The organism is Roseateles sp., from assembly GCF_044373315.1.
Lineage (GTDB): Bacteria > Pseudomonadota > Gammaproteobacteria > Burkholderiales > Burkholderiaceae_C > JACDQM01.
Window position 1 is genome coordinate 1 of the sequence record NZ_JBILQK010000058.1, and the last position, 25,328, is coordinate 25,328.

At 65.1% G+C, this 25,328-nt stretch carries 21 protein-coding genes, 1 tRNA gene and 1 pseudogene; 12 read left to right on the top strand and 11 right to left on the bottom strand.

Going from position 1 to position 25,328, the window contains the following annotated elements:
* Positions 1-146 (top strand): annotated as a pseudogene (locus tag ACIQ67_RS13455) (ABC transporter ATP-binding protein); the annotation flags it as partial.
* Between the two features lie 18 nt (positions 147-164).
* Here the strand turns inward: ACIQ67_RS13455 and ACIQ67_RS13460 are convergent.
* From ACIQ67_RS13460 to ACIQ67_RS13480, 5 genes are all read right to left on the bottom strand, one after another.
* Positions 165-1,373, bottom strand: coding sequence for an aminotransferase class III-fold pyridoxal phosphate-dependent enzyme (locus tag ACIQ67_RS13460; protein ID WP_397534883.1), 1,209 nt, complete (start codon positions 1,371-1,373; stop codon positions 165-167).
* Between the two features lie 263 nt (positions 1,374-1,636).
* A complete protein-coding gene (locus ACIQ67_RS13465; RefSeq protein ID WP_397534884.1) occupies positions 1,637-2,674 on the bottom strand; it encodes a Bug family tripartite tricarboxylate transporter substrate binding protein in 1,038 nt (345 codons plus the stop codon).
* Positions 2,675-2,719: 45 nt separating this feature from the next.
* Positions 2,720-3,838 (bottom strand): Leu/Phe/Val dehydrogenase, encoded by a 1,119-nt coding sequence (locus ACIQ67_RS13470; RefSeq protein WP_397534885.1) that lies wholly within the window; start codon positions 3,836-3,838, stop codon positions 2,720-2,722.
* Positions 3,839-4,017: 179 nt separating this feature from the next.
* Entirely contained in the window at positions 4,018-4,749 is a 732-nt protein-coding gene (locus ACIQ67_RS13475; protein WP_397534886.1) for a 2OG-Fe dioxygenase family protein, read from the bottom strand.
* A gap of 12 nt (positions 4,750-4,761) precedes the next feature.
* Positions 4,762-5,799, bottom strand: a complete 1,038-nt coding sequence (locus tag ACIQ67_RS13480; protein WP_397534887.1) for a CDP-6-deoxy-delta-3,4-glucoseen reductase — start codon at positions 5,797-5,799, stop codon at positions 4,762-4,764.
* Positions 5,800-5,907: 108 nt separating this feature from the next.
* Between ACIQ67_RS13480 and ACIQ67_RS13485 the strand changes: the two genes are divergently transcribed.
* A complete protein-coding gene (locus ACIQ67_RS13485; protein ID WP_397534888.1) occupies positions 5,908-6,816 on the top strand; it encodes an SDR family oxidoreductase in 909 nt (302 codons plus the stop codon).
* A 4-nt stretch (positions 6,817-6,820) separates the two neighbouring features.
* On the opposite strand, the gene ACIQ67_RS13490 is transcribed toward ACIQ67_RS13485, so the two are convergent.
* Together ACIQ67_RS13490 and ACIQ67_RS13495 are read right to left on the bottom strand one after the other, a co-directional pair.
* Entirely contained in the window at positions 6,821-7,402 is a 582-nt protein-coding gene (locus tag ACIQ67_RS13490) for a rhomboid family intramembrane serine protease (RefSeq protein ID WP_397534889.1), read from the bottom strand.
* 259 nt (positions 7,403-7,661) lie between these two features.
* Positions 7,662-7,746 (bottom strand) — tRNA-Leu (locus ACIQ67_RS13495).
* Between the two features lie 102 nt (positions 7,747-7,848).
* Between ACIQ67_RS13495 and cysM the strand changes: the two genes are divergently transcribed.
* The 3 genes from cysM to ACIQ67_RS13510 are packed head-to-tail and all read left to right on the top strand — an operon-like array spanning position 7,849 to position 9,541.
* Positions 7,849-8,748, top strand: a complete 900-nt coding sequence (gene cysM, locus ACIQ67_RS13500) for a cysteine synthase CysM (RefSeq protein WP_397534902.1) — start codon at positions 7,849-7,851, stop codon at positions 8,746-8,748.
* On the top strand, positions 8,745-9,287 hold the full coding sequence (locus ACIQ67_RS13505) for an NUDIX domain-containing protein (protein ID WP_397534890.1): 543 nt from the start codon (positions 8,745-8,747) through the stop codon (positions 9,285-9,287). Before cysM ends, ACIQ67_RS13505 begins: the two co-directional genes overlap by 4 nt.
* A gap of 26 nt (positions 9,288-9,313) precedes the next feature.
* Positions 9,314-9,541: a sulfurtransferase TusA family protein gene (locus tag ACIQ67_RS13510; RefSeq protein ID WP_397534891.1), complete on the top strand. Its 228-nt coding sequence runs from the start codon at positions 9,314-9,316 to the stop codon at positions 9,539-9,541.
* A gap of 65 nt (positions 9,542-9,606) precedes the next feature.
* Here the strand turns inward: ACIQ67_RS13510 and galU are convergent, their stop codons facing one another.
* On the bottom strand, positions 9,607-10,473 hold the full coding sequence (gene galU, locus ACIQ67_RS13515) for a UTP--glucose-1-phosphate uridylyltransferase GalU (RefSeq protein WP_397534892.1): 867 nt from the start codon (positions 10,471-10,473) through the stop codon (positions 9,607-9,609).
* Between the two features lie 79 nt (positions 10,474-10,552).
* Here galU and ACIQ67_RS13520 point away from each other — a divergent pair, with 79 nt between their 5' ends.
* A complete protein-coding gene (locus ACIQ67_RS13520; protein ID WP_397534893.1) occupies positions 10,553-11,533 on the top strand; it encodes an NAD(P)-dependent oxidoreductase in 981 nt (326 codons plus the stop codon).
* A gap of 158 nt (positions 11,534-11,691) precedes the next feature.
* On the opposite strand, the gene ACIQ67_RS13525 is transcribed toward ACIQ67_RS13520, so the two are convergent.
* Positions 11,692-14,538, bottom strand: coding sequence for a valine--tRNA ligase (locus ACIQ67_RS13525; RefSeq protein WP_397534894.1), 2,847 nt, complete (start codon positions 14,536-14,538; stop codon positions 11,692-11,694).
* A 218-nt stretch (positions 14,539-14,756) separates the two neighbouring features.
* Here ACIQ67_RS13525 and ACIQ67_RS13530 point away from each other — a divergent pair, with 218 nt between their 5' ends.
* Positions 14,757-15,818 (top strand): alkene reductase, encoded by a 1,062-nt coding sequence (locus tag ACIQ67_RS13530; RefSeq protein ID WP_397534895.1) that lies wholly within the window; start codon positions 14,757-14,759, stop codon positions 15,816-15,818.
* A 138-nt stretch (positions 15,819-15,956) separates the two neighbouring features.
* Here the strand turns inward: ACIQ67_RS13530 and ACIQ67_RS13535 are convergent, their stop codons facing one another.
* On the bottom strand, positions 15,957-16,934 hold the full coding sequence (locus ACIQ67_RS13535) for a GMP reductase (protein ID WP_397534903.1): 978 nt from the start codon (positions 16,932-16,934) through the stop codon (positions 15,957-15,959).
* 271 nt (positions 16,935-17,205) lie between these two features.
* On the opposite strand from ACIQ67_RS13535, the gene ACIQ67_RS13540 reads away from it, so the two are divergent.
* Positions 17,206-18,330 (top strand): beta-ketoacyl-ACP synthase III, encoded by a 1,125-nt coding sequence (locus tag ACIQ67_RS13540; RefSeq protein ID WP_397534896.1) that lies wholly within the window; start codon positions 17,206-17,208, stop codon positions 18,328-18,330.
* A gap of 46 nt (positions 18,331-18,376) precedes the next feature.
* Positions 18,377-19,390, top strand: a complete 1,014-nt coding sequence (locus ACIQ67_RS13545; RefSeq protein ID WP_397534897.1) for an NAD-dependent epimerase/dehydratase family protein — start codon at positions 18,377-18,379, stop codon at positions 19,388-19,390.
* Between the two features lie 16 nt (positions 19,391-19,406).
* Here the strand turns inward: ACIQ67_RS13545 and ACIQ67_RS13550 are convergent, their stop codons facing one another.
* Positions 19,407-21,665 (bottom strand): penicillin-binding protein 1A, encoded by a 2,259-nt coding sequence (locus ACIQ67_RS13550; protein WP_397534898.1) that lies wholly within the window; start codon positions 21,663-21,665, stop codon positions 19,407-19,409.
* Positions 21,666-21,767: 102 nt separating this feature from the next.
* On the opposite strand from ACIQ67_RS13550, the gene sbcB reads away from it, so the two are divergent.
* The 3 genes from sbcB to ACIQ67_RS13565 all read left to right on the top strand — a co-directional run bounded on the left by sbcB (position 21,768) and on the right by ACIQ67_RS13565 (position 25,320).
* Positions 21,768-23,210 carry an exodeoxyribonuclease I gene (gene sbcB, locus ACIQ67_RS13555; protein ID WP_397534899.1) on the top strand — a complete coding sequence of 481 codons (1,443 nt, stop codon included), beginning with the start codon at positions 21,768-21,770 and terminating at the stop codon, positions 23,208-23,210.
* A 153-nt stretch (positions 23,211-23,363) separates the two neighbouring features.
* A complete protein-coding gene (locus ACIQ67_RS13560; protein WP_397534900.1) occupies positions 23,364-24,290 on the top strand; it encodes a GGDEF domain-containing protein in 927 nt (308 codons plus the stop codon).
* 397 nt (positions 24,291-24,687) lie between these two features.
* Positions 24,688-25,320: a hypothetical protein gene (locus tag ACIQ67_RS13565; RefSeq protein WP_397534901.1), complete on the top strand. Its 633-nt coding sequence runs from the start codon at positions 24,688-24,690 to the stop codon at positions 25,318-25,320.
* The last annotated feature ends 8 nt before the right edge of the window (positions 25,321-25,328 follow it).

A 25,328-nucleotide genomic window follows, 5' to 3' on the forward strand; every position in this document is an offset into this window, starting at 1 on the left:
TGTTGCTGGTGGAGCAGAACGCATCCCGCGCACTGAACCTGGCCAACCGAGGCTATGTGATGGAGAGCGGCGAAGTGACGATGAGCGGCGACGCCAAGCAGCTGCTCAACGACCCCAAGGTCAGGGCCGCCTACCTCGGGGAGTGAGCGGGCCGCCGGCGGCCGTCAGCGCGCGGCCTCGATGGCCGCTTCCAGCAGCGCCAAGCCCTGCAGCAGGTTCTCGCGCCGGCTGTTCAGTGCCGGCATCAGGCGCAGCGTGTGCGGCCGCGGGCCGTTGATCAGAAGTCCGGTGCCGCCAGGGATGAATGCTGCATCGCGTGCTGCACCCACCACGCGCTCAGCCGTCAATGTGGCGGGAAGATCCAGAGCCAGCAGCAAGCCGCAGTGGCGCAACGCGCCCAGCGACCGACGCCGTGACAGCGCGACCAGCTCAGCCGCCAGCCATGCGGCCTGATGCCGCACATGCGCCAGGAAGTCGGGTTGACTAACCGTGGCCAGCACGGCTTGGCCGACGGCACAGACCAGCGCGTTGCCGTTGTAGGTGCCGCCCAGATCGCCAGGTGCCAGGCAGGCGCTGACGGCGGCGCTGGCCAGCGTGGCGCCGATGGGCACGCCGCCGCCCAGGCCCTTGCCCAGACTCATCAGATCGGGCTGCAAGCCATAGTGCTGGTGCGCGAACAGCGTGCCGCAGCGGCCCATGCCGGTCTGCACCTCGTCGATCAGCAGCAGCAGGCCATGCTGTTCGCACAGTGCGCGCAGGCCAAGCACGAACTCGGGCGTGGCCGGGATCACGCCCGCTTCGCCCTGGACCAGCTCCAGCATGATGGCCACGGTCTGTTCGTCGATCAGGGCTTCAGTGCTGGCCAAGTCGTTGTAGCGCGCCTGGGCAAAACCTGGCACTGCGGGCGGGAAGAGCGCGGCAAAGCCGGGCTTGCCGCTGGCGCTCATCGTGGCCAGCGTGCGGCCGTGGAAGCTGTGGCTGAAGGTGATGATCTTGTGCGCGCCGCCCTTGTGCTGCTGGCCGTATTTGCGGGCGAGCTTGATCATGCCTTCGTTGGCATCGGCGCCGCTGTTGGTGAAGAAAACCTGCGCCAGCCCGCTGGCATCCGTCAGTGCTCTGGCCAGCGCCGGCGCTTGGTCGTTGTGCAGGCCGGGGCCACCATGCAGCAGTCGTGTCGACTGACGCTGCAGGGCTGCCACGATCTCGGGCGCGCAATGGCCCAGCGCGTTGACGGCCCAGCCCTGCACCCAGTCCAGGTAGTGGTGATCCGCTTCGTCCCACAACCAGTCGCCCTGGCCTCGGACGAAGAGCTGGGCGGGGCGCTGGGTGATGGGCATCAGGGATTGCAACTCGGTCTTGCTCAGAGCGTTCATCGTCAAGGATCTCCTGTGAAGGGTTTCGTGCGGACAAAGAAAAAGGCCACGAGGGGAACTCGTGGCCTTGGCTGGCGGGGCTCTTTGCGTTGCTGGCGGTGGGTGCTCAGCGGAGCCCGGATGTGACGAGTTCTCTGCTCATGCCGGTGCGCGGCGGGAGCAGCGGCGTCGCGAGCAGACAGGCGCGGCCAGTGGCAGCGTCTGCGTTGCGGGGAGCCGGTTCGTCAACATGGTGTTCAGCTTAGCACGCGTGCCGTCCACGCTCACTCAAGCTTGGCGCCCGAGCGTTTTACGACGTCCTCGTACTTGCTCAGCTCGCGCTTGACGAAGGTGCCGAACTGTTCCGGCGTGGTCGGTGAAGGCTCGGCCAGTAGCATCGCCATACGGCTGCGCATCTCCGGGGATGCCAAGGCTTCGACGAAGGCGCCATTGAGTTTTTGCGTCACGGCCGCAGGCAGCTTCGCGGGGCCGAAGATGGCGAACCAGGTGTCGACGTCAAAATTCGACAGGCCGAGCTTGGCTCCGCTCTCGGCGATCGTGGGTACACCTGCCAAGGCATCGCTGCGCTTGGTCGAAGTCAAGGCAATCGCCTTGAGCTTGCCGGACTTGATGTTAGCCGCAGCGGTCGCCAGGTTGTCGAAGTTCAGATCCACCTGACCCGAGATCAGCGCCAACTGCGCCGGATTGCCGCCGGCATAGGGGATATGGGTCATGAAGACGCCGGCCTGGGCCTTGAACATTTCGCCGGCCAGGTGCCCGGCGCTGCCATTGCCGCCCGAACCGTAGTTCAGCTTGCCCGGGTTCTTCTTGGCATAGGCAACTAGATCGGCCATGGTCGCAATGCCCAGCTTCTGCGCGGTCTCGGCATTCATCACCAGCACATTGGGCACGCGCGCGACCAGCGTGATCGGCGTGAAATCGCGGATCGGGTCGTAAGGCATCTTGGCGAACAACCAGGGGTTGATCGCATGCGTAGCGACAGCACCCATCACCAGGGTCTGGCCGTCCGGAGCCGAGCGGGCCGCCTGATCGGCGCCCAGGTTGCCGCCGGCGCCCGGCTTGTTCTCGACGATGACGGTGCCCAGGCTGTCCTTGACACGTTCAGCCAGCGCCCGCGCAACGATGTCCAGCGGCCCGCCAGGTGCATACGGGACGATCAGCCGGATCGGACGTGTGGTCTGCGCCAGTGCGGCTGTGCCAGCCAGCAGCCCGGACGCCGCCAAGCCTGCAAGCAGCAGGCGGCGACCGGTGGAACGCAACAAAGTGCGCGTGCGAGAAGAAGAGGTGGGGCAGGTGTTCATGCCGCAAGCCTAGCAGGCCTGCCGGCGTCAACGCCCCACTTCAGCTCAAGCCGGCTTCACCAGCTTGGCGCGCGCCCATTCATCGGCCGCACGGGCGGGGGTCAGGCCTTGCGTGGCCACGCGATCCAGCAATTCGGCGACACGCTCGCGGATGCGGCCGACTTCGGCCATCACCGCAGTCTCGTTGCCTTCGCCGCGGTACTCGCGGGCCACCGAAATGATGCCGCCGGCGTTGACCAGGTAGTCGGGTAGATAGCTGATGCCGCGTGCATGCAGCGCATCACCGTCGGCCGCCGTGGCCAGTTGGTTGTTGGCGGCACCGGCAATCAGGCGCGCGCGGATCTGCGGCACGCTGTGCGCGTTCAGCGCGGCACCCAGTGCGCAGGGCGCCAGCACGTCGGCGTCGGCGGCGATGATCTGCTGCACGTCGACGACCTGGGCGCCGAACTGCGCCTGCGCGCGTGCCAGCTTGGCGCTGTCGATGTCGGCCACCAGCAGTTGGGCACCGGCGCCGTGCAGGTACTCGGCCAGATGCCAGCCCACCGCACCCAGGCCCTGGATGGCGACACGCACGCCTTCCAGTGAACTGCGGCCCAGCACGCGGCGCACGCCTTCGTCGATGCTGACGTAGACGCCGTAAGCGGTCTTGGGGCTGGGATCGCCGCCGAAGGCGCCGTCACGCGGGATGCCGCTCACAAACGAGGTCTCGGCCTGCATGCCACGCATATCGGCTGTGGTGGTGCCCACGTCTTCGGCGGTGATGTAGGCGCCGGCGAGCGATTGCACGGCGCGGCCGAAGGCGGCGAACAGTGCAGCCCGGTCGAAGTCGCCTGCAGGCTTGATGATCACGGCCTTGCCGCCACCGAAGGGCAACTCGGCCAGGGCGTTCTTCAGGCTCATGCCTTGCGACAGGCGCAGCGCATCATTGAGGGCAGCCAGCTCGCTGTCGTAAGTCCACAGGCGGCAGCCGCCGAAAGCAGGGCCGCGGGCCGTGCTGTGCACAGCGATGATGGCCTTCAGACCTGTGAGCGGATCGGCCGCAAGCAGTACGCGTTCATGCGCGGGCTGGTCGGGCAGGCCGAACAGGGAAGAGGGGAGGGATTGGGCGGCCTCGCTGCCGGTGGACGACAGGGCGCGTGTGAGATCGGAGCTGATCGCGTTCATGGTGGGCTTGCACTCGTGATGCCGACAAAGGAAAAGCCCGCAGGCAGCGATCCGCCGCCTGGGGCACTGGGTGCGCCGGCTTATGGCCGGCGCCTACGTCCAGTGTAGAGGGCACGGCCTGTGCCTAGCCTTAGCAGTTGCGCATGAGGCGATGCCGTCCCGGCATCAAGTCGCATGGTTCAGCGCTTCGGATCCTGAAAACCCTGGCGCCTGAGGGTGACCACCAGGGTGTCGCGCCAGCCGCGCTCGGCGGCGGGTTGAATCGGCGTGGTCTCGTGGATCATGCGCTCGTCGTCCAGCAGCAGCAGGGTCCAGGGCTCCAGCATCGTGAAGCGCTGGCCTTGCGGGCCGTCAGCCTCGAAGATACGCGACTCGCCGCCCTTGATGCCTTTCCGGTCGACCAGGAACACCGCCACGAAGTCCACCCCGTCCCGGTGCGCGCCTTCAGGCGTCGGGCGGCCGATGCCGTCGGTGGTGTCGATGCGAAACTGGTGCGCTTCGATGAACCAGGCTTGCTCGCCCTTGAGCCGCGACGCGATGCCCGCCAGACCCAGCAGCAGGCCTGACCAGGCCGGCAGCGCGACGGCCTGCGGATCGGCCGGCTCGAACCAGCGTTCGATGCCGCCATGCAGTGCGTTGTAGTCCAGCGGCTGCCAGTGCGCGCGATGCGGCACCTGGCGCAGCGTCGCGCGCTCAGCGATGAAGCTGGCATGGCGACGGAAGCGGTAGCGGCCGCCATCGCGCAGATGGGCATCAGCAGGCAGGTCCTGCCAGAAAGCCTGCAGCGGGTTCAGCTGCTCTTGCGTGAGGCCAAAGAACTGGCGCACCGTGGCCGGTGCAATCACCGTGTGACCGGTCTCGCGCAACTGCGCTTCCAGCTGATCGGCGCTGCTGTAGGGAGGTTCGAACATGCTGCGAGTCTTTCAGCTGGCCTGCTTGTCAGCTTCGGAGGTGAATGCGTCCGCGTAGAACTCATCGGGTGGCAGACCGCAGCGGGCCACAAAGTCGCGCTGCGCCGAGTCCACCATGATGGGCGCGCCGCAGGCATAGACTTGATGCCCGGACAGGTCCGGCAGGTCCGACATCACGGCTTGGTGGACAAAGCCGGTGCGACCCGTCCAGCCATCTTCCGGCTTGGGCTCCGACAGCACCGGCACATAGCTGAGATGGGGCATTTCGGACGCTGCCTTCTGCGCCCAGTCATGCAGGTAAAGGTCGGCCTTGCTGCGGCAACCCCAGTACAGCGTGACCGGGCGGGTGGAGCTGATGTGCTGCAACTGCTCGATGATGGCCTTGATGGGCGCGAAGCCGGTGCCGCTGGCCAGCAGAACGATGGGCTTGTCGCTGTCCTCGCGCAGGAAGAAGCTGCCAAACGGCCCTTCCATGCGCAGGATGTCCTTCTCTTTCATCGCCCCGAACACATGGTCGGTGAACTTGCCGCCGGGCATGTGACGCAGGTGCAGCTCGACGGCCGGCGGCGTGCCCAACAGGTGCGGCGCGTTCGCCATGCTGTAGCTGCGGCGAGCGCCGTCGCGCAGGATGAACTCGACATACTGGCCGGCGCGGAACTGGAAGTTTTGATTGGCCGGCAGTTGCAGGCGCAGCACGGCGACGTCGGCTGCGGCGCGCTCGAGGCTGATCACGCGGCTGGGCAGCTTCAGCACCGGGAACTCGCCGGCGCCCGGCACGGCGCGCGCTTCCAGCACGCAGTCGGTCTGTGGCGTGGCGCAGCAGGTCAGCACCATGCCGGCCGCCTCTTCGGCTTCGCTGAGTGCCTTGGCCTGATGCGCGCCGTGGATCACTCGTCCTTCGAGCAGCCTGCTCTTGCAGGAGCCGCAGGCGCCGTCCTTGCATCCATAGGGCAGGCCGATTCCCTGGCGGATCGCGGCAGCCAGCATGGTTTCATCGCGCTCGACTTCGAACTGGCGGCCGCTGGGCTGCACGTTGACCTGGAAATTCATGGCGGGGATCTCGGCTGACGGTTGAGGCTTTGCAGTGGTAAAAACAGCGGCCCGCCGCTAAGGCCGGCGGGCCGTAAACTCGGCAGCCATTTTGCCTGAGCCCACCTCATGTCATTTGCTGCGCCTCAATCACCCTGGCCACGACGTCGCCGGCCGCGCCTGCTGATCGTCGGCTGTGGCGATGTTGGCATGCGTGTGGTGCGCGCGCTGGCTGGGCGCTGGCAGTTGCTGGCCCTGACCTCAAGTCCTGAGCGCGCGCCGGCCTTGCGCGCCGCAGGCGTGCTGCCCTTGGTCGGCAATCTGGACCAACCGGCCACGCTGGGCCGCCTGGCCGGGCTGGCGGATCGGGTGTTGCATCTGGCGCCGCCCCAGTCCAGCGGAACGACCGATCAGCGCACCTTGAATCTGCTGCGCGCCTTGGCACGCGGCGCACCGCCCGCGCGTCTGGTTTATGCGAGCACCACCGGGGTCTACGGCGACTGCGCCGGTGCGCGTTTTGACGAGACCCGACCGGTTGCGCCGGGCACCGACAGGGCGCGCCGACGCGTCTCAGCGGAGCAGCAACTGCGCTGGTTTGGCGCAGCCTTCGGCGCCAAAGTCAGCATCCTGCGCGTGCCGGGCATCTATGCCGCCGACCGGCCGGGCGGCCATCCGCGTGAACGGCTGGCACGCGGCGCGCCTGTGCTTGCGCGCTCAGACGATGTCTACACAAACCACATCCATGCGGACGATCTGGCGCGCGCCTGTATAGCGGCCTTGCAGCGCGGTCTGCCGCAACGTGCGCTGCATATCTGCGACGACAGCGAAATGCTGATGGGGGACTACTTCGACCTGGCGGCCGATCTGTGCGGCTTGACGCGACCGCAGCGCATCGCCCGGCCGCAGGCCGCTGAGCACTTTTCTTCGATGCAGCTGAGCTTCATGAGCGAGTCTCGGCGCCTCATCAACCAGCGCCTGAAGAAGGATCTGCGACTCAAGCTACGCTATCCACTGCCTGAGCAGGGACTGCTCGCCTGAGGGATCACCGACGCCGCGCGGTACGCCAGTAGCGGATCAGCAGATAGGCGCCCAGCATGCCGCCCAGGTGCGCGAAGTGGGCGATGCCGCCACCGCCTGAGAGCCCCATCAGCAGTTCCAACGTGCCGAACAGCGCGACGAAGTACTTTGCCTTCATCGGGATCGGCGGGAACAGCGGCATGATGATCCGGTCAGGAAACAGCATGCCGAAGGACAGCAGCAGACCGAACAAGGCGCCCGAGGCGCCGACAGTGGGTGCGTTGGAGCCGATCAGCAACGTGAACACCAGCTGGGCAGCGGCAGCGGTGAGCACGCTGGCGAGCAACATCTGCAGGTAGCGCTTTGGACCCCATACCCGCTCCAGTTCGGAGCCGAACATCCACAGACCCAGCATGTTGAAGAACAGGTGCATCACATCGCCATGCAGCAGGGCGTACGTCACCGGTTGCCAGGGAAGGAACAGGCCCGACTGAAGCGGCCAGAGTTCAAACACCAGCTTCCACTGCGGCGGTAGCAGCACGAAGGCGCAGAACACGCCCACGCAGGCCAGCAGGAAGGCTTTGGTCACCGGCGGAAGTTGGTTCATAGATCGTCGAATGTTCTGGCTGCTGCGGCGCTGCTAAGGCCGCGCACCGTGTGGATCAGTGGCAGGCGGGCGCCAGCAAGAGGGCACCAGCAAAGCGTTCGCAGTGTATGCGTTCGTTGAGGCCTCTTCGAGTCTTGGCACACTTGCCAGGGCTTCGCTTGAGATGGACGCCCATGTGCAACATCCTGCAGAGATGCGGCAAGCCATGAAAAAAGCCCCGTCGTGCGGGGCTGTTGGTTCAGCGGCAGGCTATGTGATCTGGTGCCCCAAGCCGGACTCGAACCGGCACACCTTGCGGCGGGGGATTTTGAGTCCCCTGCGTCTACCGATTCCGCCATCGGGGCAGATCTCGTAGCTCGCGCTGCTGAAGGCCGCAATTGTGCCATACAAATGCCCCAGCCCGCGGGGAAGCTCTTTTGACTGCCACAATCAGCTCCATGAGCAATATGCACTATCCCACCCTTGAAGATGTGATCGGCAACACGCCACTGGTGCGCCTGCAGCGACTGGGTTCAGAGCTTGCCAATCGCGGCAATGTGATCCTTGCCAAGCTGGAGGGCAACAACCCGGCAGGTTCGGTCAAGGACAGGCCGGCCATCAGCATGATTCGGCGCGCTGAGGAGCGCGGCGACATCAAGCCTGGCGACACCTTGATCGAGGCGACCTCGGGCAACACCGGCATCGCGCTGGCCATGGCCGCGGCGATTCGCGGCTACCGCATGGTGCTGATCATGCCGGAGGACCTGTCGATCGAGCGGGCCCAAACCATGAAAGCCTATGGCGCCGAGTTGATCCTGACTCCGCGCTCAGGTGGCATGGAGTACGCCCGCGATTTGGCCGAACAGATGCAAGGCGAAGGCAAGGGCCGCGTACTCGATCAGTTTGCGAATGCCGACAATCCGCGCATTCACTACGAAACCACCGGGCCGGAGATCTGGCGCGACACCCAGGGCCGCGTCACCCACTTTGTCAGCGCGATGGGCACTACCGGGACCATCACTGGTACTTCACGCTATCTGAAGGAAATGAGCCCGAAGGTCCGCATCATTGGTGCGCAGCCCAGCGAGGGTTCACGGATCCCCGGCATCCGCAAATGGCCAGAGGCCTATCTGCCCAAGATCTACGACGCCAGTCGAGTCGATGAGTTGGTACTGGTGGGTCAGTCCGAGGCTGAAGAGATGGCCCGACGGATGGCGCGTGAGGAGGGTATCTTCGCAGGCATTTCAGCGGCCGGTGCCTGCTGGGTCGCGCTGCAACTGGCGCGCACGCTTGAGAACTCAACCATCGTTTTCGTGGTGTGTGATCGAGGTGATCGCTATCTTTCAACCGGGGTGTTCCCGGCGTGAGCGAAGCCCAGTCCTTTCGATATTGCCCTGCTTGTGCCGCCGAGTTGGCTTGGCTGAGCCGCGAGGAGGATGGCGGCAGCAAGACGCGGCTGCGCTGCCCAGCCTGCAGCTTCACGCACTGGAACAACCCGACGCCGGTGCTGGCTGCGGTGATCGAGTGCGTGGACCGCGACGGGCAGGTTTTGCTGGCCTGCAACGCAGCCTGGCCCGGGAGGTTCTTTGGATTGATCACCGGCTTCATGGAGGCAGGCGAGACGCCCGAGGAGGGCATCAGTCGTGAGGTGACCGAGGAGACCTCGCTTCATGTCGAGTCGGTGCAGTTGCTGGGGGTCTGGGACTTCCAGCGCATGAACCAGGTCATCATCGCCTACGCGGTCCAGGCACGTGGCGAGGTCGCCCTTTCGCCCGAGTTGAGCGAGTACAAGCTGCTGGCGCCGGCCGATGTGCGGTGCTGGCCGGCAGGCACCGGGCAGGCGCTTGCGCTTTGGCTGCGGCAACGAGGCATCGAGCCTCAATGGTTTGAGCAGGCCAAGCCCTAAAATGCGCGAATCACAAGGACAGAGACATGAACGCTGACAAAGAACTCGATACCCGTGGCCTGAACTGCCCGCTTCCGATCCTGAAGGCCAAGAAAGCGCTGGCCGAGATGGAAAGTGGCCAGCTGCTGAGGGTTGTCGCGACTGACCCGGGTTCCATGCGTGACTTCCAGGCCTTTGCCCGTCAGACTGGCAACGAGCTCGTCGAGCAGAGCAAGACGGGCGAGGAATTCGTCCATATGCTCAAGCGCCGCTGAACTTGCGCGATTGAATTGAAAAAGCCGCGCTGCTGCGCGGCTTTTTCACCTGCGGAAGGCAGCTTTCAGATGTCGAGGCTGCGCAGGTAATCGCGGAAACCAGGCCCCAGGTCCGGGTGCGCCAATGCCAGCTCGACATTGGCTTGAAGGAAGCCTTCTTTGCTACCGCAGTCATAGCGCTTGCCTTCGTAGCGGTAGGCAAACACCTTCTCGCGGCGCAGCAGGCCGGCGATGCCGTCCGTGAGCTGGATTTCGCCACCGACGCCTCTGGGCTGGTTGGCAATCTCGTGGAACACACCGGGTGTCAGGATGTAGCGACCGGCCACGCCCAAGCGCGATGGTGCATCTTCAGGCGCGGGCTTCTCGACGATGCGGCTGATGTCCATCATCTTGTCGTTCACCTGCGTGCCCGCCACGATGCCGTAGCGTCGGGTGTGCTCGGCCGGCACTTCCTGCACGGCCAGGATGGAGGCGCGCCATTCGGCGAACTGATCGACCATCTGCTTGAGCACTGGCGGCTGGCCCACCATCAGGTCGTCGGCGAGCAGCACGGCGAACGGGTCCTGGCCGACCAGGCGCTGGGCGCACAAGACGGCGTGGCCGAGGCCCAGGGCCTGCGCCTGGCGCACGTAGATGCACTCCATATCGTCGGGCTTGACGCTGCGTACCACGTCCAGCAATTCCTTCTTACCCGCCTGTTCGAGGGCTAGCTCCAGCTCGAATGTCATGTCAAAGTGATCTTCGATCGGGCGCTTGTGTCGGCCTGTCACGAAGATCATCTCGCGCACACCGGCCGCATAGGCTTCTTCTACGGCGTACTGGATCAGCGGCTTGTCCACGACCGGCAGCATTTCCTTGGGTTGTGCCTTGGTGGCCGGCAGAAACCGTGTGCCGAGACCGGCAACGGGGAAGATCGCTTTGGTGACTTTCATATTCGTACACTGGGCTGGCTGTTTGGCGGCATTGTGCATGCGACAGACCCGCTCCAACGAGGGCATATAGCGCAGATTCATGAGTTTGTTGATCGTCGAGCCCCTGGAAGCCGAGGTGATGCAGTGGTTGGCCGAGCGCCATCTGGTGCAGTTCGCCCCTGAGCTGGCGGCGGACGCTCAGGCGCTGCGCTCGGCCCTGCACCAGGCGCAGGCGCTGATCCTGCCGCCTAGCGTTGCGGTTGATGCGGGCCTGCTGCGGGCCGCGCCGCGCTTGCGTGTGCTGGGGCGTGTCAGTTCCGGGGTCGAGAACATCGACGTCGAGGCCTGCCGCGCCGCCCGAGTCGAAGTCGTGCGCAGCCTCTCGGCTACGGCCGGGGCAGAGGCCGAATTCGTCATCGGCGCCTTGCTCGCGCTGCTCAGGCGGGTGCCGATCCAGGCCAGCGACGGCATGCTGGTCGGTCGGGAGTTGGGGTGTGCCACCGTGGGCTTGGTCGGCATGAGCCCGGCCGCGCGCATGCTGGCGCAATTGCTGCCTGCTTTCGGTACCCGTGTAATCGGTTACGACCCCAGTCTTCATCACACCGAGTCGGTGTGGGCACAGTGGGGCATCGAGCCGGTGCCGCTGCGCGAGCTGATGGAGCACAGCGATGCAGTCAGCGTGCAGCTTGCTTTTTTCCAGCGCTACCGTGGTTTGATGGGCGAGCGTGTCTTGAGCTTTGCCAAGGCTAATCAGGTGCTGGTCAGCATTGCGCATTCCGCCGTGTTCGACGAACGCGCGCTGGCAGAAGCCATAGGCAGCGGTCGCATCTTGGCAGCCTGGTTCGACAGCCTGGAGCCCGGCATGCTCGACCCAGGACGCCCCCTGGCCGGCCTTGACGCGCTGCAGGTGACGCCGCGCCTGGCCAGCACCACGCGCGAATCGCGTGTGCGGGCGGCCTGGGCGGTGGCCCGCCGCATTGACGAGCTGTTGACGGCGTTGCCCAGCAACGCTGCTACCGAGTTCCGCTCGACCTATCCCGCCGAGCTGCCTGGGGGCGCTGCCGCACAACGCTGGCGCTAGGAATCTGAGCTGCAGGAGTAGCGTCGGCTACAGACTGACCGCAGCGGTCCATTATTCGCTTTCAGCGCCTTGTGCCGCGCAGTCTCCGAGGCCGCTTCAGCGGGCCAGCAGCTGGGCCAGAGGCGCGCGCATGCGCACCACGGTATCGCTGACCCGCATTAGCGTGCCAGCAACTGGCTCAACTGCGCACGCAGGCGCACCGCGGTATTGCTGAAATCGGCGATGCGCTGACGTTCTTGCTCCACCACGGCGGCAGGTGCACGTGCCACGAAGCTCTCATTCCCCAGCTTTGCGGTGGCCTTGGCCACCTCGCCGTCCAGGCGCGCGATTTCCTTAGCCAAGCGAGCCTTCTCGGCTTCGACGTCGATCTCAACCTTGAAAGCCAGTCGAGCAGCGCCATGCACCAGTACCGGCGACATGCTGCTGGCTGCATTGAAGGCAGTCTCGTCCTCGATCAGCTGCACATCCGAGAGCTTGGCCAGCACCTTGAGCAGGGGAGCGGCTTCACGGATGAAGCTCAGATCACCCCCGACCAGCAAAGGCACGCGCTCGGCGGGCGAGAGATTCATCTCGCTGCGCAGGCTGCGGCAGGTGCCGACGACCTCCTTGAGCTGGGCCACCCATGCGCAAGCCTGGGGGTCGATGCGCTCGGACTGCGCCACCGGGTAGGCCGCGTTGACGATGTAGTCCGTGCTCTTGCGGCCTGCGATCGGCGCGACCGTCTGCCACAGCGCTTCAGTGATGAAGGGGGCAATCGGGTGCAGCAGACGCAGCGTGGTTTCGAGTACGCGGATCAGCGTGCGTCGGGTAGCGCGCTGCTGGCTCTCGTCGCCATTCTGGATCTGTACCTTGGCGATCTCCAGGTACCAGTCGCAGTACTCGTTCCAGACGAAGTCGTAGATCGCGTTGGCGACGTTGTCCAAGCGATAGTCGGTGAAGCCCTGGGCGACGGCCTGCTCCACCTTCTGCAACTCACTGCTGATCCAGCGGTCGGCCTGGCTGAAGTTCAGGTAGCCGTGGGCGCTGCCGCCCGGCACGCATTGCTCCTTGCTGTGCTCCATCAGGCCGCAGTCCTGGCCCTCGGTGTTCATCAGCACGAAGCGCGTTGCGTTCCAGAGCTTGTTGCAGAAGTTGCGGTAGCCCTCGCAGCGTTTGCTGTCGAAGTTGACCGAGCGGCCGAGTGTGGCCATCGCCGCGAAGGTGAAGCGCAGCGCGTCGGCGCCATAGCCGGGGATGCCTTCAGGGAATTCCTTCTCGGTAGCCTTGCGCACCTTGGGCGCAGTCTCGGGTTTGCGCAGGCCTTGCGTGCGCTTGTCCAGCAAGGGCTCCAGCGCGATGCCGTCGATCAGGTCCACCGGGTCCAGCACATTGCCTTCGGATTTGGACATCTTCTTGCCTTGCGCGTCCAGCACCAGACCGTGGATGTACACATGCTTGAAGGGCACTTGGCCGGTGAAGTGCTTGGTCATCATGATCATCCGGGCGACCCAGAAGAAGATGATGTCGTAGCCGGTGACGAGCACAGAGGAGGGCAGGAACAGGTCCTGCTCCAGCGTCTTGCCCGGCCAGCCCAGCGTCGAGAAGGGCACCAAGGCCGATGAATACCAAGTGTCCAGCACATCCTCGTCGCGAGTCAGTGCGCCTTGGTAGCCGGCCGCAGCAGCCTTGGCCTTGGCCTCGGCCTCGTCGCGTGCGACGAAGACCTGGCCATCGTCGCCATACCAGGCCGGAATCTGATGGCCCCACCAGAGCTGGCGCGAGATGCACCAGTCCTGGATGTTCTTCATCCACTGGTTGTAGGTGTTGACCCAGTTTTCGGGCACGAACTTGACCTCGCCCGAGGACACGGCCTCTATGGCTTGCTCGGCAATGCTCTTGCCGCCAGCGCCGGGCTTGCTCATGGCGACAAACCACTGGTCGGTCAGCATCGGCTCGATCACCTGGCCGGTGCGGGCGCAGCGGGGCACCATCAGCTTGTGCTTCTTGGTCTCGACCAGCAGGCCTTGTTCATCGAGCGCGGCAACGATCTTCTTGCGTGCGACGAAGCGGTCCAGTCCGAGGTAGTCGGCGGGAATATCCATCGCTTCCGCATTGCTGACTTTGGCCTCCAGATCGAAGATCGTCAGCATCGGCAGCTTGTGGCGCAGGCCGACCTGGTAGTCGTTCTGGTCGTGCGCGGGCGTCACCTTGACCACGCCGGTACCGAAGGCCTTGTCCACATAGTCGTCGGCAATCACCGGTACCAGGCGCCCGGTGATGGGCAAGCGAACCTGCTTGCCGATCAGATGCTGGTAGCGCTCATCCTCGGGGTGCACCATCACGGCGGTGTCGCCGAGCATGGTCTCGGGCCGGGTGGTGGCCACCACCAGCGATTCGCCACCCTCGGCCAGTGGATAGCGGATGTGCCACAGCGAGCCGTCTTCTTCCTCGCTCTCCACCTCCAGGTCGGAGACGGCGGACTTCAAGATCGGGTCCCAGCTGACCAGCCGCTTGCCGCGGTAGATCAGGCCCTCGTCGAACAGGCGCACAAAGGTCTCGGTCACGACTTTCGAGAGCTTCTCGTCCATCGTGAAGTACTCATGCTCCCAGGACACCGAGTCGCCCATGCGGCGCATCTGCTGGGTGATGGTGTTGCCACTCTGCTGCTTCCACTCCCACACGCGCGCCACGAAGTTCTTGCGGCCCAGGTCATGCCGGCTCACGCCCTGACCCTGCAACTGGCGTTCGACCACGATCTGCGTGGCGATACCGGCATGGTCGGTGCCTGGCACCCACAGCGTGTTGTGGCCGCGCATGCGGTGGTAGCGCGTCAACGAGTCCATGATGGTCTGGTTGAAGGCATGGCCCATATGCAAGGTGCCGGTGACGTTGGGGGGCGGCAGCTGAACACAAAAGGACTCGCGAGCCGCATCCAGTGTCGGCTTGTACAGACCTTGGGATTCCCACAGCGGGCCCCAATGGGCTTCGAGGGCAGCAGGTTCGAAGGACTTGGCGAGTTCGGTCATGGGAAGCGCAGGCGCCACGCGGTGGCACCAGGGTCATTTTTTTGGGATGCCGCGATTGTAGGTGGCAGCGTCGGTGCGCCGTGGCTGGTAGCACAAGCCGGCAGTTGCTGTTTCAAGCACGGATATCGCTTCCAGTGATACCTTGCGCGGGTACGACCTTGGTGGTCGCAAACTCCGAAGCTGTGTACTGACACAATTTCTCATTCATTCGAATGTCCATGAACAAGCTGCTTTCCCCCCTTCAGGTGGGTGCTTTTAGTCTGCCCAACCGTATGCTGATGGCTCCTTTGACCCGGACCCGGGCTGATGCCGGTCACCTGCCCAACGCCCTGATGGCCGAGTACTACGCACAGCGTGCCAGCGCGGGCCTGATCATCACCGAGTGCACCATGGTTCAGCCCGACATCTCGGCCTTTGGCGGCGACCCTGGCATCTACAGCGACGCACAGATGCAAGCCTGGAAGGAAACCACGGCTGCGGTGCATGCCAAGGGCGGACGCATCTTCCTGCAGATCTGGCACGCCGGACGTGCGGCCCATCCGGGTCTGAATGGCGGCAAGGAGCCGGTGTCGTCCAGCGCCACTTGCATCGAGGGTGAGACGCACACGCCGCAGGGTAAGCAGCCCAATGTGGCGGCTCGTGCATTGACCCTCGATGAAATTCCCGCGATCGTTGCGGCCTACGCCGAGGCGGCAAGACAGGCCAGGGCTGCGGGTTTCGACGGGGTCGAGGTGCACGGCGCCAATGGTTACCTGATCGACCAGTTCCTGCGCGACGGTGCCAACAAGCGCCAGGACGCCTATGGCGGCTCGATGGAGAACCGCGCCCGTTTCCTGTTCGAGGTGCTGGACGCCGTCTGCGCTGCCATCGGGCCGGACCGTGTCGGCCTGCGCCTGTCGCCGCTGAACAGCTACAACAGCATGATCGACAGTGATCCGCTGGGCTGGACCGCCTATCTGGCCGAGCAACTCGGCCGCTTCAAGCTGGCCTATCTGCACCTGATGCGCGCCGACTTCTTCGGCGTGCAGAAGGCCGATGTGATGACGGTGGCGCGCGAGAAATACCAGGGCGTGCTGATCGGCAATATGGGCTACAGCGCCGAGGAGGCCGAGCAGGCCATCGCTGAAGGCAAGCTGGACGCCGTGGCCTTCGGCACCGGCTTCCTGGCCAATCCGGATCTGCCGGAGCGCGTCAAGCGGGGCGCGCCTTGGAACACGCCGGATCAGACCACCTTCTACACGCCGGGCGCCAAGGGCTATACCGACTACCCGACGCTGTGAAAGACCGCGCACCGGTTTGAAAAGGGAAAGGGGCGACGCCCCTTTTCGTCATTGGCGTAGCACAATTCACATGAAGAGATGCTCGCCCGCGTTTTGGCTGCGCTTCGCTGCGCCGAAACGCTGGAGCCACACCGAGGCTCACATGAACAGATGCTCGCCGGCGTTCTCACCCCCCAGGATCACGTAGTTGACCTTCTTCAGGTCCGCCAGCGTCTTGCCGCCGGAGTACGAGATCGAGCTCTGCAGGTCTTCTCGCATCTCGCGCACGGTGTCGGCGAACTTGCCTTTCACCGGCTCCAGGATGCGCTTGCCTTCCACGTGCTTGTATTCGCCCTTGTTGAAGTCGCTGGCCGAGCCGTAATACTCCTTGTAGAGCTTGCCGTCAACCTCCACCGTGGTGCCGGGCGACTCTTCATGGCCGGCGAACAGCGAGCCGATCATCACCATGCTGGCACCGAAGCGCATGCTCTTGGCGATGTCGCCATGGTGGCGGATGCCGCCGTCGGCAATGATGGGTTTGGTGGCCACGCGCGCGCACCACTTCAGCGCCGACAACTGCCAGCCCCCGGTGCCGAAACCGGTCTTCAGCCGCGTGATGCAGACCTTGCCGGGGCCAATGCCGACCTTGGTCGCGTCCGCGCCCCAGTTCTCCAGATCGATCACGCCCTCGGGCGTGCCGACATTGCCGGCGATGACGAAGGCCAGCGGAAGCTTGTGCTTGATATGCGCAATCATGCGCTGCACGCTGTCGGCATGGCCATGGGCGATGTCGATGGTGATGTAGTCGGCGCCAACGCCATCAGCCGCCAGGCGGTCGATCACCGCGTAGTCGGCGTCTTTGACGCCCGAGCTGATCGAGACGAACAGGCCCTTGTCGCGCATCGCTCGTGCATAGGCCACGTTGTCGAGGTCGAAGCGGTGCATCACGTAGAAGTAGCCATTCGCGGCCAGCCATTCGGTGATGGACTCGTCGACGACCGTCTTCATGTTGGCGGGAACGACCGGCAGCTTGAAGCGGCGCGGGCCGAATTCGATCGAGGTGTCGCACTCGCTGCGGCTCTCCACGCGGCATTTGCGCGGCAGCAGCAGGATGTTGTCGTAGTCGAAGATTTCCATGGTGTTCAAGTTCGCAAGTGTCGGCGTGCGTTGAGGCAGTGCACGTCCTGGGCTGCGAGCGCTTGACTTGGATCCCGGCTGTTCCGCGAGGCCAGGCGGAGGGGCCTGGTGCGGACACAAAAAACCGGACGCCAAAATTTGGGCCCGGTGCCCGATTCTACGCAGCTTCAGGCGCAATAGCGGCCGGGTTTTGCGGAAGAGGCCCACCTCGTAGCCATCGCTACACTTGCGGCCATGGCCCGCGAACCCGGCGGGCGCCAGGAAAAGTCTCATGCATTCAGTCGTCATCAGCGGCACCGGCCTCTATCAGCCCCCGCACACCATCAGCAACGCCGAGCTGGTCGAGTCATTCAACCGCTATGTGGAGTTGCAGAACGCCCAGCACGCAGCCGCCATCGCCGCCGGCGAGCGCGAGCCGCTGACGCCGTCCAGCGTCGAGTTCATCGAGAAAGCCTCGGGTATCAAGCAGCGCTACGTGATCGACAAGGCGGGCGTGCTTGACCCTACCCGCATGTATCCGCGCTTTGAGGAACGCGCCGACGACCAGCTCTCGCTGATGGCCGAGATCGCGGTGGATGCCGGTGCCAAGGCCTTGGCCGCCGCCGGCAAGAAGCCCGAGGACGTGGACCTGGTGATCTGCTCGGCTGCGAACATGCAGCGCGCCTACCCGGCCATGGCGGTGGAGATCCAGCAGGCACTGGGCTGCGGCGGCTACGGCTATGACATGAACGTGGCTTGCTCTTCGGCCACCTTCGCGCTGGAGCAAGCCTACAACGCGGTGCGCAGCGGCGCGTCCAAGTGCGTGCTGATCGTCAACCCCGAGATCACCTCCGCCCATCTGGAGTGGAAGGACCGCGACTGCCACTTCATTTTTGGCGATGTCTGCACCGCCATCGTCGTTGAGCGTGCTGACCTGGCGACCTCCGCTGACCAGTGGGAAATCCTCGGCAGCAAGGCCGCCACGCAGTTCTCCAACAACATCCGCAACAACTTCGGCTTCCTGAACAAGGCCGAGGACAGCGACCCGGACGCCCGCGACAAGACCTTCCGCCAGGAAGGCCGCAAGGTCTTCAAGGAAGTGGTGCCGCTGGCCGCTGCGCACATCGAGGCGCATCTGGCTTCACTGAACTTCGAGCCCACCGCCGTACGCCGCTACTGGCTGCACCAGGCCAATCTGGGCATGAACCAGCTGGTGATCAAGAAGCTGGTCGGCGGCGAGGCCGGCTCCGACGTGGCGCCGCTGATCCTGGACGAGTTCGCCAACACCGCGTCTGCCGGTTCCATCATCGCCTTCCATCGCCACCACGGCGATCTGGCCGCGGGCGACCTGGGCGTGATCTGCTCCTTCGGCGCCGGCTATTCGATCGGCAGCGTGATCGTCAGGAAGCGCGCCTGAGGCATGACTGGCGGCAGTACGTGGCTCGCCCGCTAGCATCGCCGCCATGACAAGTCTGAAGCTTCTGATCCTGGGTGGCACCCGCTTCGTCGGGCGCCATATCGTCGAGACGGCGCTGGCACGTGGTCATGAGCCGACCCTGTTCAACCGTGGCCAGAGTGGCGCGGCGCTATTCCCCGGCGTCGAATGCCGGCTGGGCGACCGTCAGTCCGACCTGTCGGCACTCGTCCAGGGCGAATGGGACGCGGTGATCGACACCTGCGGCTATCTGCCGCGCGAGGTGGCGGCCAGCGCTGACATGCTGGCCAGTCGGGTAGGAGCCTATGCCTACATCTCCAGCATCTCGGCGTATGCAAGCTTCGGCAGGCCGAATGACGAGAGCTCGCCGCTGGGCGTGCTGGCTGATCCGCACACCGAGGTGGTCGACGGCGCCTCCTATGGGCCTTTGAAAGCCGCCTGCGAGGCGGTGCTGATGGCGCGCGTCGGTGCTGATCGCGCACTGATCATCCGCCCCGGCCTGGTGGTCGGGCCGCACGATCCGACCGAACGTTTCACCTACTGGCCCGCTCGCATCTCGCTAGCGGCGGCGGGCGAACGCGTGCTGGTGCCGGCGCCGGCTGACGCTGGCCTGCAGTTCATCGACGCGCGTGATCTGGCCGCCTTCGTGCTGGATGCGTTGGAGCAGGGGCGGCGCGGCGCCTACAACGCGGTGGCCGCACCCGACCAGTGGCGGCGCGATGAGCTCTTACAGGCCTGCGTTGCTGCGGCCGGTACGCAGCCGACCTGGGCCTGGGCCGATGGGGACTGGCTGGACGCCCAGGGCGTCAAACCCTGGAACGATCTGCCGCTGTGGTTGCCTGATTCGGCCGAGTACGCGGGCTTCATGCAAGCGCGCAATGCCAAGGCGCTGGCTGCTGGCCTGCGCATCCGGCCCTTGGCCGAGACGGTGGTCGATACGCTTGACTGGTGGCGCAGCCTGCCGCCCGATCAGCGCCGCTTCAGCAAGGCCGGCCTTAGCCCGGAACGCGAGGCGCAGCTGCTGGCCGCGCAGCCGCAATAGGGCTTATTGCATCGCGCTAAGGCGCGCTGGCTGCGCTGGCCGGCGCTTCGACGGGCGGCTGCGTTTCGTCCTCGTAGACCCAGTCGCCATCGCGCATCGCCACGCCAGGGACGGCCGGCATCGGCTGCACCGGCGTGCCGCGCAAAGCCTCGCTCATCAACTCGATCCAGGCCGGCAGCGCCAGACCGCCGCCGCTTTCGCGCTCGCCCAGGCTGCGCGGCTGGCTATAGCCCATCCACACCACCGCCACCAAGCTGGGGTGGAAGCCGGCGAACCACGCATCCACTGCATCGTTGGTGGTGCCGGTCTTGCCGTAGATGTCGCTGCGCCGGAGTTGGGTCGAGGCGCGCGCTGCGGTGCCGCTGCGCGTGACTTCCTGTAGCAGACTGGCGGTGACGAAGGCATTGCGGGCCGGAATGGCGCGCTTCTCTTCACTGGGTGAGTCGGCCTCGGCCGAGAACAAGATCCGCCCCTTGGCGTCGACGATCCGTTCGATCAGCAAGGGCTTAAGCAGATAGCCGCCGTTGGCAAATACCGCGTACGCCGAGGCCATCTGCATCGGTGTCACAGCGCCTGAACCCAGTGCCAAGGTCAGGTTGTCTGGCTGCTTGTCCCTGTCCAGACCGAAGCGCGCCGCCCAGTCGCGAGTTGCGGAGGGGCCGACCTGTTGCAACAGCCGGATCGAAACCATGTTCTTTGAGCGCGCCAGCGCCTGGCGCAGTGTGATCGGGCCGTCGTAGCGAGCGTCGGAGTTCTTGGGCTCCCAGTCGCCGATGCTGATGGGCTCATCGTCGATCACGCTGGCCGGCGTCAGACCGTGTTCCAGTGCGGCCGAGTAGAGGATGGGCTTGAAGCTGGAGCCGGGCTGGCGCCACGCGCTGCTGGCATGGTTGAACTGGTTACGTGCGAAGTCGAAGCCTCCGACCAACGCGCGCACCCGCCCGCTGCCAGGCTCCAGCGCCACCAGTGCGCCTTCGGCCTCGGGCTGCTGCGTGATGGCCCAGGCGCCCTTGGGCTCGGCCTTGGTAGGCCCGCCGCGCAGCACCCGGACAATGGAGCCGGGGCGGATGCGAAGTTCCGCTTTGGCCTTGGCGGACAGCCCGGCTTGCACGCTGCGCAGGCCTTCGCCGCTGATCACGATGTCCTCGCCGCTCTGCAGGCTGGCCAGCACCTTGGTGGGGCTCGCCTCTGTGACCACCGCAGCACGCAGCTCATCCTGGTCGGGATGCTCGGCCAAGGCCTTGGTGATCGTCGCGTCACGCGCAGCCGGGTCCTCGGCAAGCACCACATGGCCATCGGGTCCGCGCCAGGGCTTGCGCCGCTCATGCTCCATGAGGCTGGCGCGCAGGCCCCGGTAGGCGGCGGCCTGCTCGCGCGAGTCGAGCGAGGTGTAGACGTTCAAGCCCAGGGTATAGGTTTCTTCTCCATACTGGGCGTGCACTTGCTGACGCGCCATCTCGGCAACGAACTCGGCATGCAGGCGCGGGTCTTGCGGGCTGCGGATGTGCAGCTTCTCGGCTTTTGCGGCGGCCAGCTGCGTAGCGTCGATCTGGCCGAGCTCGTGCATGCGCCCCAGCACCACCAGCTGCCGGCGCTGGGCTCGGCTGAAGTTGACCACCGGGTTGGCATAGATGGGGTTTTGCGGCAGGCCGGCGAGCATCGCGGTTTCGGCGATGGATAGCTCCTTCAGGCTCTTGCCGAAATAGATGCGCGCCGCCGCCTCGAAACCGTAGGCGCGCTGGCCCAGATAGATCTGGTTCATGTACAGCTCAAGGATCTGGCCTTTGCTGAGCTGCGACTCGATCTTCAGCGTCAGCAGCAGCTCGATGAACTTGCGGCTGTAGAGCTTTTTCTTGGTGAGGTAGAAGTCCCGCGCCAGCTGCTGTGTGAGTGTCGAGCCCCCGCCTTTGCGGCTCATGCTGGTGAGATTGCCCACCAGCGCGCGCAGGATGCCGGTGGCCGAAATGCCGCCATGTGCGTAGAACTCGTGGTCCTCGATGGCCAGCAAGGCGTCCTGCATGGGCTCGGGAATCTGGTCCAAGGGCAGGAAGCGGCGCCGCTCGGCGCCGAACTCGCCGATCTGCACGCCATCGGCGGTGTACACGCGCAGTGGCTGTTTGGGGCGGTAGTCCGTCAGCTGTTCCAGGTCGGGCAGCTGGGGATAGACCACGGCCGCAGCGATCGCCAGCACCAGCAAGAGCAGCGCAGGCAGCGCCAGCAGCAGGACCAGCAGACGGGGACGGGTCAGGCCCGACATGGAGGACTCAGAACGCATGCGGCGGTTCAGGGCAGGGCGGACGGAAGGTGTGCGGAGGAGCGGCGATTATCAACGTCCGTTCGCATCCCTGACCTGGGTCATTGGGTTATCGTTCCGGCCATGAGCGAGATGACTTTCTACTGGCACGACTACGAAACCTTCGGGCGCGTGCCGCGGCGTGACCGGCCGTCGCAGTTTGCCGGCGTGCGCACCGATGCCGACCTGAACGAAGTCGGCGAGCCCCTGATGCTGTACTGCCAGCCGGCCCCCGACTTTCTGCCTGAACCCGAAGCTTGCCTGCTGACAGGCATCCTGCCTCAGGCCTGCCTAGCGCAGGGAGTGCCCGAGCATCAGTTTGCCGCAGCTATCGAGACCGAACTGGCTCGCCCCGGCACGGTGGGCGTGGGCTACAACACCATTCGCTTCGATGATGAGGTGACCCGGCATCTGTTCTGGCGCAGCCTGATCGACCCCTATGCGCGCGAATGGCAGAACGACTGCGGGCGCTGGGACATCCTGGACGTGGTGCGCTGCGCCTACGCGCTGCGGCCTGATGGCATCGAGTGGCCCAAGCACGAGGATGGCCGGCCTTCCTTCAAGCTGGAACATCTGACGGTGGCCAATGGCCTGGTGCACGAGGCGGCGCACGATGCGCTCTCCGATGTGCGCGCCACCATTGCGCTGGCACGTTTACTCAAGAACGCTCAGCCCAAGCTGTGGGACTTCTGCCTCAAGCTGCGCAAGAAGGAAGCGGTCTGGGCTGAGATCGGCACCGGCCGGCCATTCCTACACATCTCGGGCATGTATGGGCCCGAGCGGGGGTGCATCGCCTTGGTGTGGCCGCTGGCACCCCATCCGACCAACAAGAATGAGCTGATCGTCTGGGACCTGTCTGAAGACCCGGCCGAGCTCTTCGGTCTGGATTCGGCCACCATCCGCGAGCGCATGTTCACCCGCCAGGACGCATTGCCTGAAGGCGTGACGCGGCTGCCGATAAAGACCATCCACGTCAACAAGTCGCCGGTCGTGATCGGCCAGCTGAAGACCCTGTCGCCTGAGATGGCCAGCCGCTGGGGCTTGGACCTGGCACTCGGTCAGCGCCACGCGCAGCAGCTGGCCGTCGATGGACGCCGGCTGGATGGCGTCTGGTCGGAAGTGTTCTCAAGGCCCGCGGCGGACGTAGCGCCGGACGTCGACGAGGATTTGTACGGCGGCTTTGTCGGCAATGAAGATCGGCGAAGCTTGCAGCGCCTGCGTTCGCTGTCGGGTGAGCAACTGGCCGACCGCGCCGCTGCGGGGAAAGTCGGCTTCGCCGACGCCCGGTTGGGTGAACTGCTGTTCAGGTATCGGGCGCGCAACTTCGCGTCCACACTGGATGAGGCCGAGCGCGAGCGCTGGCAGCATCACTGCGCACAGCGGCTGCACGATGGCATCGACGGCGCGCTGACCGTGCAGGCTTTCTGCGAGCGCATCGACGCCCTGAGCGAGACCGCAGACGAACGGGGGCAGGACATCCTGTCATCGCTGTACGACTACGCCGAGCAGATCGCTCCCGAGCGCTGAAAACGCCTTGGCTTGGCGCAACAAAGCGCTGAACAGCGGCCCGATCAGGGGTTTTCGGCAGCGACTAAAAGCCCGACAAGTGCAATAGTCTCATCAACGACGACAGGATGTGGCGCCATTGCGTGTGCCACGCTTACCCGAAGGAGATCCGGAATGACCACATCGAGTGACGCTGCCGACCCGATCGCAGCCCGTATGCGAGCGCTGCTCGTGCGCGCTCCAACGGCATTGGGCTTTGTCGATGCCGGGCACCTAACGGTGGTGAGCGAGCAGTTCAATCACTTGTTCGGACATGGGGACGACACCGACCTGTGCACCCAAGCCGTGCGGGCCATTCTTGTGTCGGATCTGGCGCACACCAGCCTCAATGAACGCCTCGGTGCTGCTTTCGCAGCCGGAAGACCCTTGGACGAGGAGATCGAGTGCGTTCGCAAGGACGGTTCGCGTTTCTGGGGCCGACTGCAAGCCACGCCTGTGCACTGGGATATGCCGACCGGCGAGGCCTTGTGGATCATCGAAGACATCACGGCTGCGCGCCAGCTGAGGATGCAGCCCACGTGGACGGCCAAGCACGATGTGCTGACCGAACTCGCAAACCGGCGTGAGTTTGAGCGTCGACTGGCCGAACATGTCGGCAGCCGACGCCATGAACCCGTCTCGGTGCTGTGGGTGGATGTCGATCAGTTCCGCTCGGTCATCAATCAGATGGGCGCCGAGGTTGCCAACCACTTCCTATACGGCTTGGGCCAGATGCTGGTCACCAAGGTTAGGGCGACCGACCCCGTGGCCCGGATGGAGGACGACCATTTCGCTGTGCTGCTGCCCGACTGCGATCAGCATTACGCGGAGATCGTGGCCGAGAAGATGCGGTCGGCGATTGCTGGCTATCGTCTGCGCTGGGGTTTGCATCGCACCCGCGTGAAGGCTTGCGTCGGTGTTGTGCAGTTGCAGCCCAGCCTTGAAACGGTGGACGCCGTGTTGGGCGCCGCGACGCTGGCCTGTGCTGAGGCCAAGGCGGCCGGCGGCGACTCGGTCCGCGTCTTCGTGTCGACTGGCGGATTCGAGCAACTCGCCGGTTGAAGATTGCGGGTAGACACCCGCCAAGCAAAAGGCCCGGGCGAGACCGGGCCTTTGCATTTGTTCTGGCGGAGAGGGCGTCCCCCCGAGAATGGCGTATTCATTGGGCTGTAGGGGCGTCAATCGCGCTTACCCACAAATTGACCCACAAAATTTTTGACTCATTGCCTGAGCTGACAGCCGATCTTCAGTCCCGAAGGCAGTTGGGCCGAAAGACCGGTGGGCCACTCTGCCGACTGATGTTTCATCCGCCAAAGGAAGCAGTCCCGGTCGGTCCTGGGCGTCACTCTCGCGGGCGCGAAGCCAGGGAGATGGCCTCAGAACTGATCCGCCTCGACCGCTGATTTTTAGCAAAACAGCAGCGCGCGAAATGCTCCGATCCTGGCCCACATTTGTTGTCATGGATCGCTCCGCCTTGATTCGCCAGTGCCACGCCGATGGCGCCCGCCCAGGTCGCCGTCGCGCGCGCGTGGCCCTGGATCTGCGCACGCACGGGCCGGTTCTGGTGGCGCTCGCACAGTCGCGACGGATGCCCTTGGCCGTGTTGTTGAGGACGGCGCTTGCCGAGTGGCTGACATCCCATGCTGTTGCCGAAGGGACAGCTGAGGCCGAAGCCTCCACCGAGGTTCCGGACTCGTCGATCCAGCCCGGGCGCATCGTCAAGGTCACACTGCGCATGCCCGCCAGATCAGCCACTAGGCTGGCCCGCGACGCCCACGCTGCCGACAGCTCGCAAGGGCACTATGTCGCCCAACTGCTGGAAGGCCTGCCACCGGTCCCAGTGCCTGCCGATCTGGAAGAGAACCGTCGAGCCCTGATGGCGTCCACCGTCACCCTGGCGGCCCTGCTGAGTGATCTTCGAGCGCTGGAGCGTGGCCTGAGCCGGGCAGGGCGGGTGGATCTGGCCGCCTGCGCGGCCGAGATTCGTCCGGTTTCTGAAGCGGTGAGCCACCACCTGGATCAGGCCTCCGCCTTGTTGGCGGAGCTGGCGAGGAGCCGGCGCCGCCCCTCCCTTGGTGCTGGTGCGGCTTGAGGTCATCG

Bases quoted from the DNA above. Each gene is read 5' to 3' on its own strand.
- ACIQ67_RS13460 (WP_397534883.1), bottom strand. From the start codon at position 1,373: ATGAACGCTCTGAGCAAGACCGAGTTGCAATCCCTGATGCCCATCACC.
- ACIQ67_RS13465 (WP_397534884.1), bottom strand. From the start codon at position 2,674: ATGAACACCTGCCCCACCTCTTCTTCTCGCACGCGCACTTTGTTGCGT.
- ACIQ67_RS13470 (WP_397534885.1), bottom strand. From the start codon at position 3,838: ATGAACGCGATCAGCTCCGATCTCACACGCGCCCTGTCGTCCACCGGC.
- ACIQ67_RS13475 (WP_397534886.1), bottom strand. From the start codon at position 4,749: ATGTTCGAACCTCCCTACAGCAGCGCCGATCAGCTGGAAGCGCAGTTG.
- ACIQ67_RS13480 (WP_397534887.1), bottom strand. From the start codon at position 5,799: ATGAATTTCCAGGTCAACGTGCAGCCCAGCGGCCGCCAGTTCGAAGTC.
- ACIQ67_RS13485 (WP_397534888.1), top strand. From the start codon at position 5,908: ATGTCATTTGCTGCGCCTCAATCACCCTGGCCACGACGTCGCCGGCCG.
- ACIQ67_RS13490 (WP_397534889.1), bottom strand. From the start codon at position 7,402: ATGAACCAACTTCCGCCGGTGACCAAAGCCTTCCTGCTGGCCTGCGTG.
- cysM (WP_397534902.1), top strand. From the start codon at position 7,849: ATGCACTATCCCACCCTTGAAGATGTGATCGGCAACACGCCACTGGTG.
- ACIQ67_RS13510 (WP_397534891.1), top strand. From the start codon at position 9,314: ATGAACGCTGACAAAGAACTCGATACCCGTGGCCTGAACTGCCCGCTT.
- galU (WP_397534892.1), bottom strand. From the start codon at position 10,473: ATGAAAGTCACCAAAGCGATCTTCCCCGTTGCCGGTCTCGGCACACGG.
- ACIQ67_RS13520 (WP_397534893.1), top strand. From the start codon at position 10,553: ATGAGTTTGTTGATCGTCGAGCCCCTGGAAGCCGAGGTGATGCAGTGG.
- ACIQ67_RS13525 (WP_397534894.1), bottom strand. From the start codon at position 14,538: ATGACCGAACTCGCCAAGTCCTTCGAACCTGCTGCCCTCGAAGCCCAT.
- ACIQ67_RS13530 (WP_397534895.1), top strand. From the start codon at position 14,757: ATGAACAAGCTGCTTTCCCCCCTTCAGGTGGGTGCTTTTAGTCTGCCC.
- ACIQ67_RS13535 (WP_397534903.1), bottom strand. From the start codon at position 16,934: ATGGAAATCTTCGACTACGACAACATCCTGCTGCTGCCGCGCAAATGC.
- ACIQ67_RS13540 (WP_397534896.1), top strand. From the start codon at position 17,206: ATGCATTCAGTCGTCATCAGCGGCACCGGCCTCTATCAGCCCCCGCAC.
- ACIQ67_RS13545 (WP_397534897.1), top strand. From the start codon at position 18,377: ATGACAAGTCTGAAGCTTCTGATCCTGGGTGGCACCCGCTTCGTCGGG.
- ACIQ67_RS13550 (WP_397534898.1), bottom strand. From the start codon at position 21,665: ATGCGTTCTGAGTCCTCCATGTCGGGCCTGACCCGTCCCCGTCTGCTG.
- sbcB (WP_397534899.1), top strand. From the start codon at position 21,768: ATGAGCGAGATGACTTTCTACTGGCACGACTACGAAACCTTCGGGCGC.
- ACIQ67_RS13560 (WP_397534900.1), top strand. From the start codon at position 23,364: ATGACCACATCGAGTGACGCTGCCGACCCGATCGCAGCCCGTATGCGA.
- ACIQ67_RS13565 (WP_397534901.1), top strand. From the start codon at position 24,688: ATGGATCGCTCCGCCTTGATTCGCCAGTGCCACGCCGATGGCGCCCGC.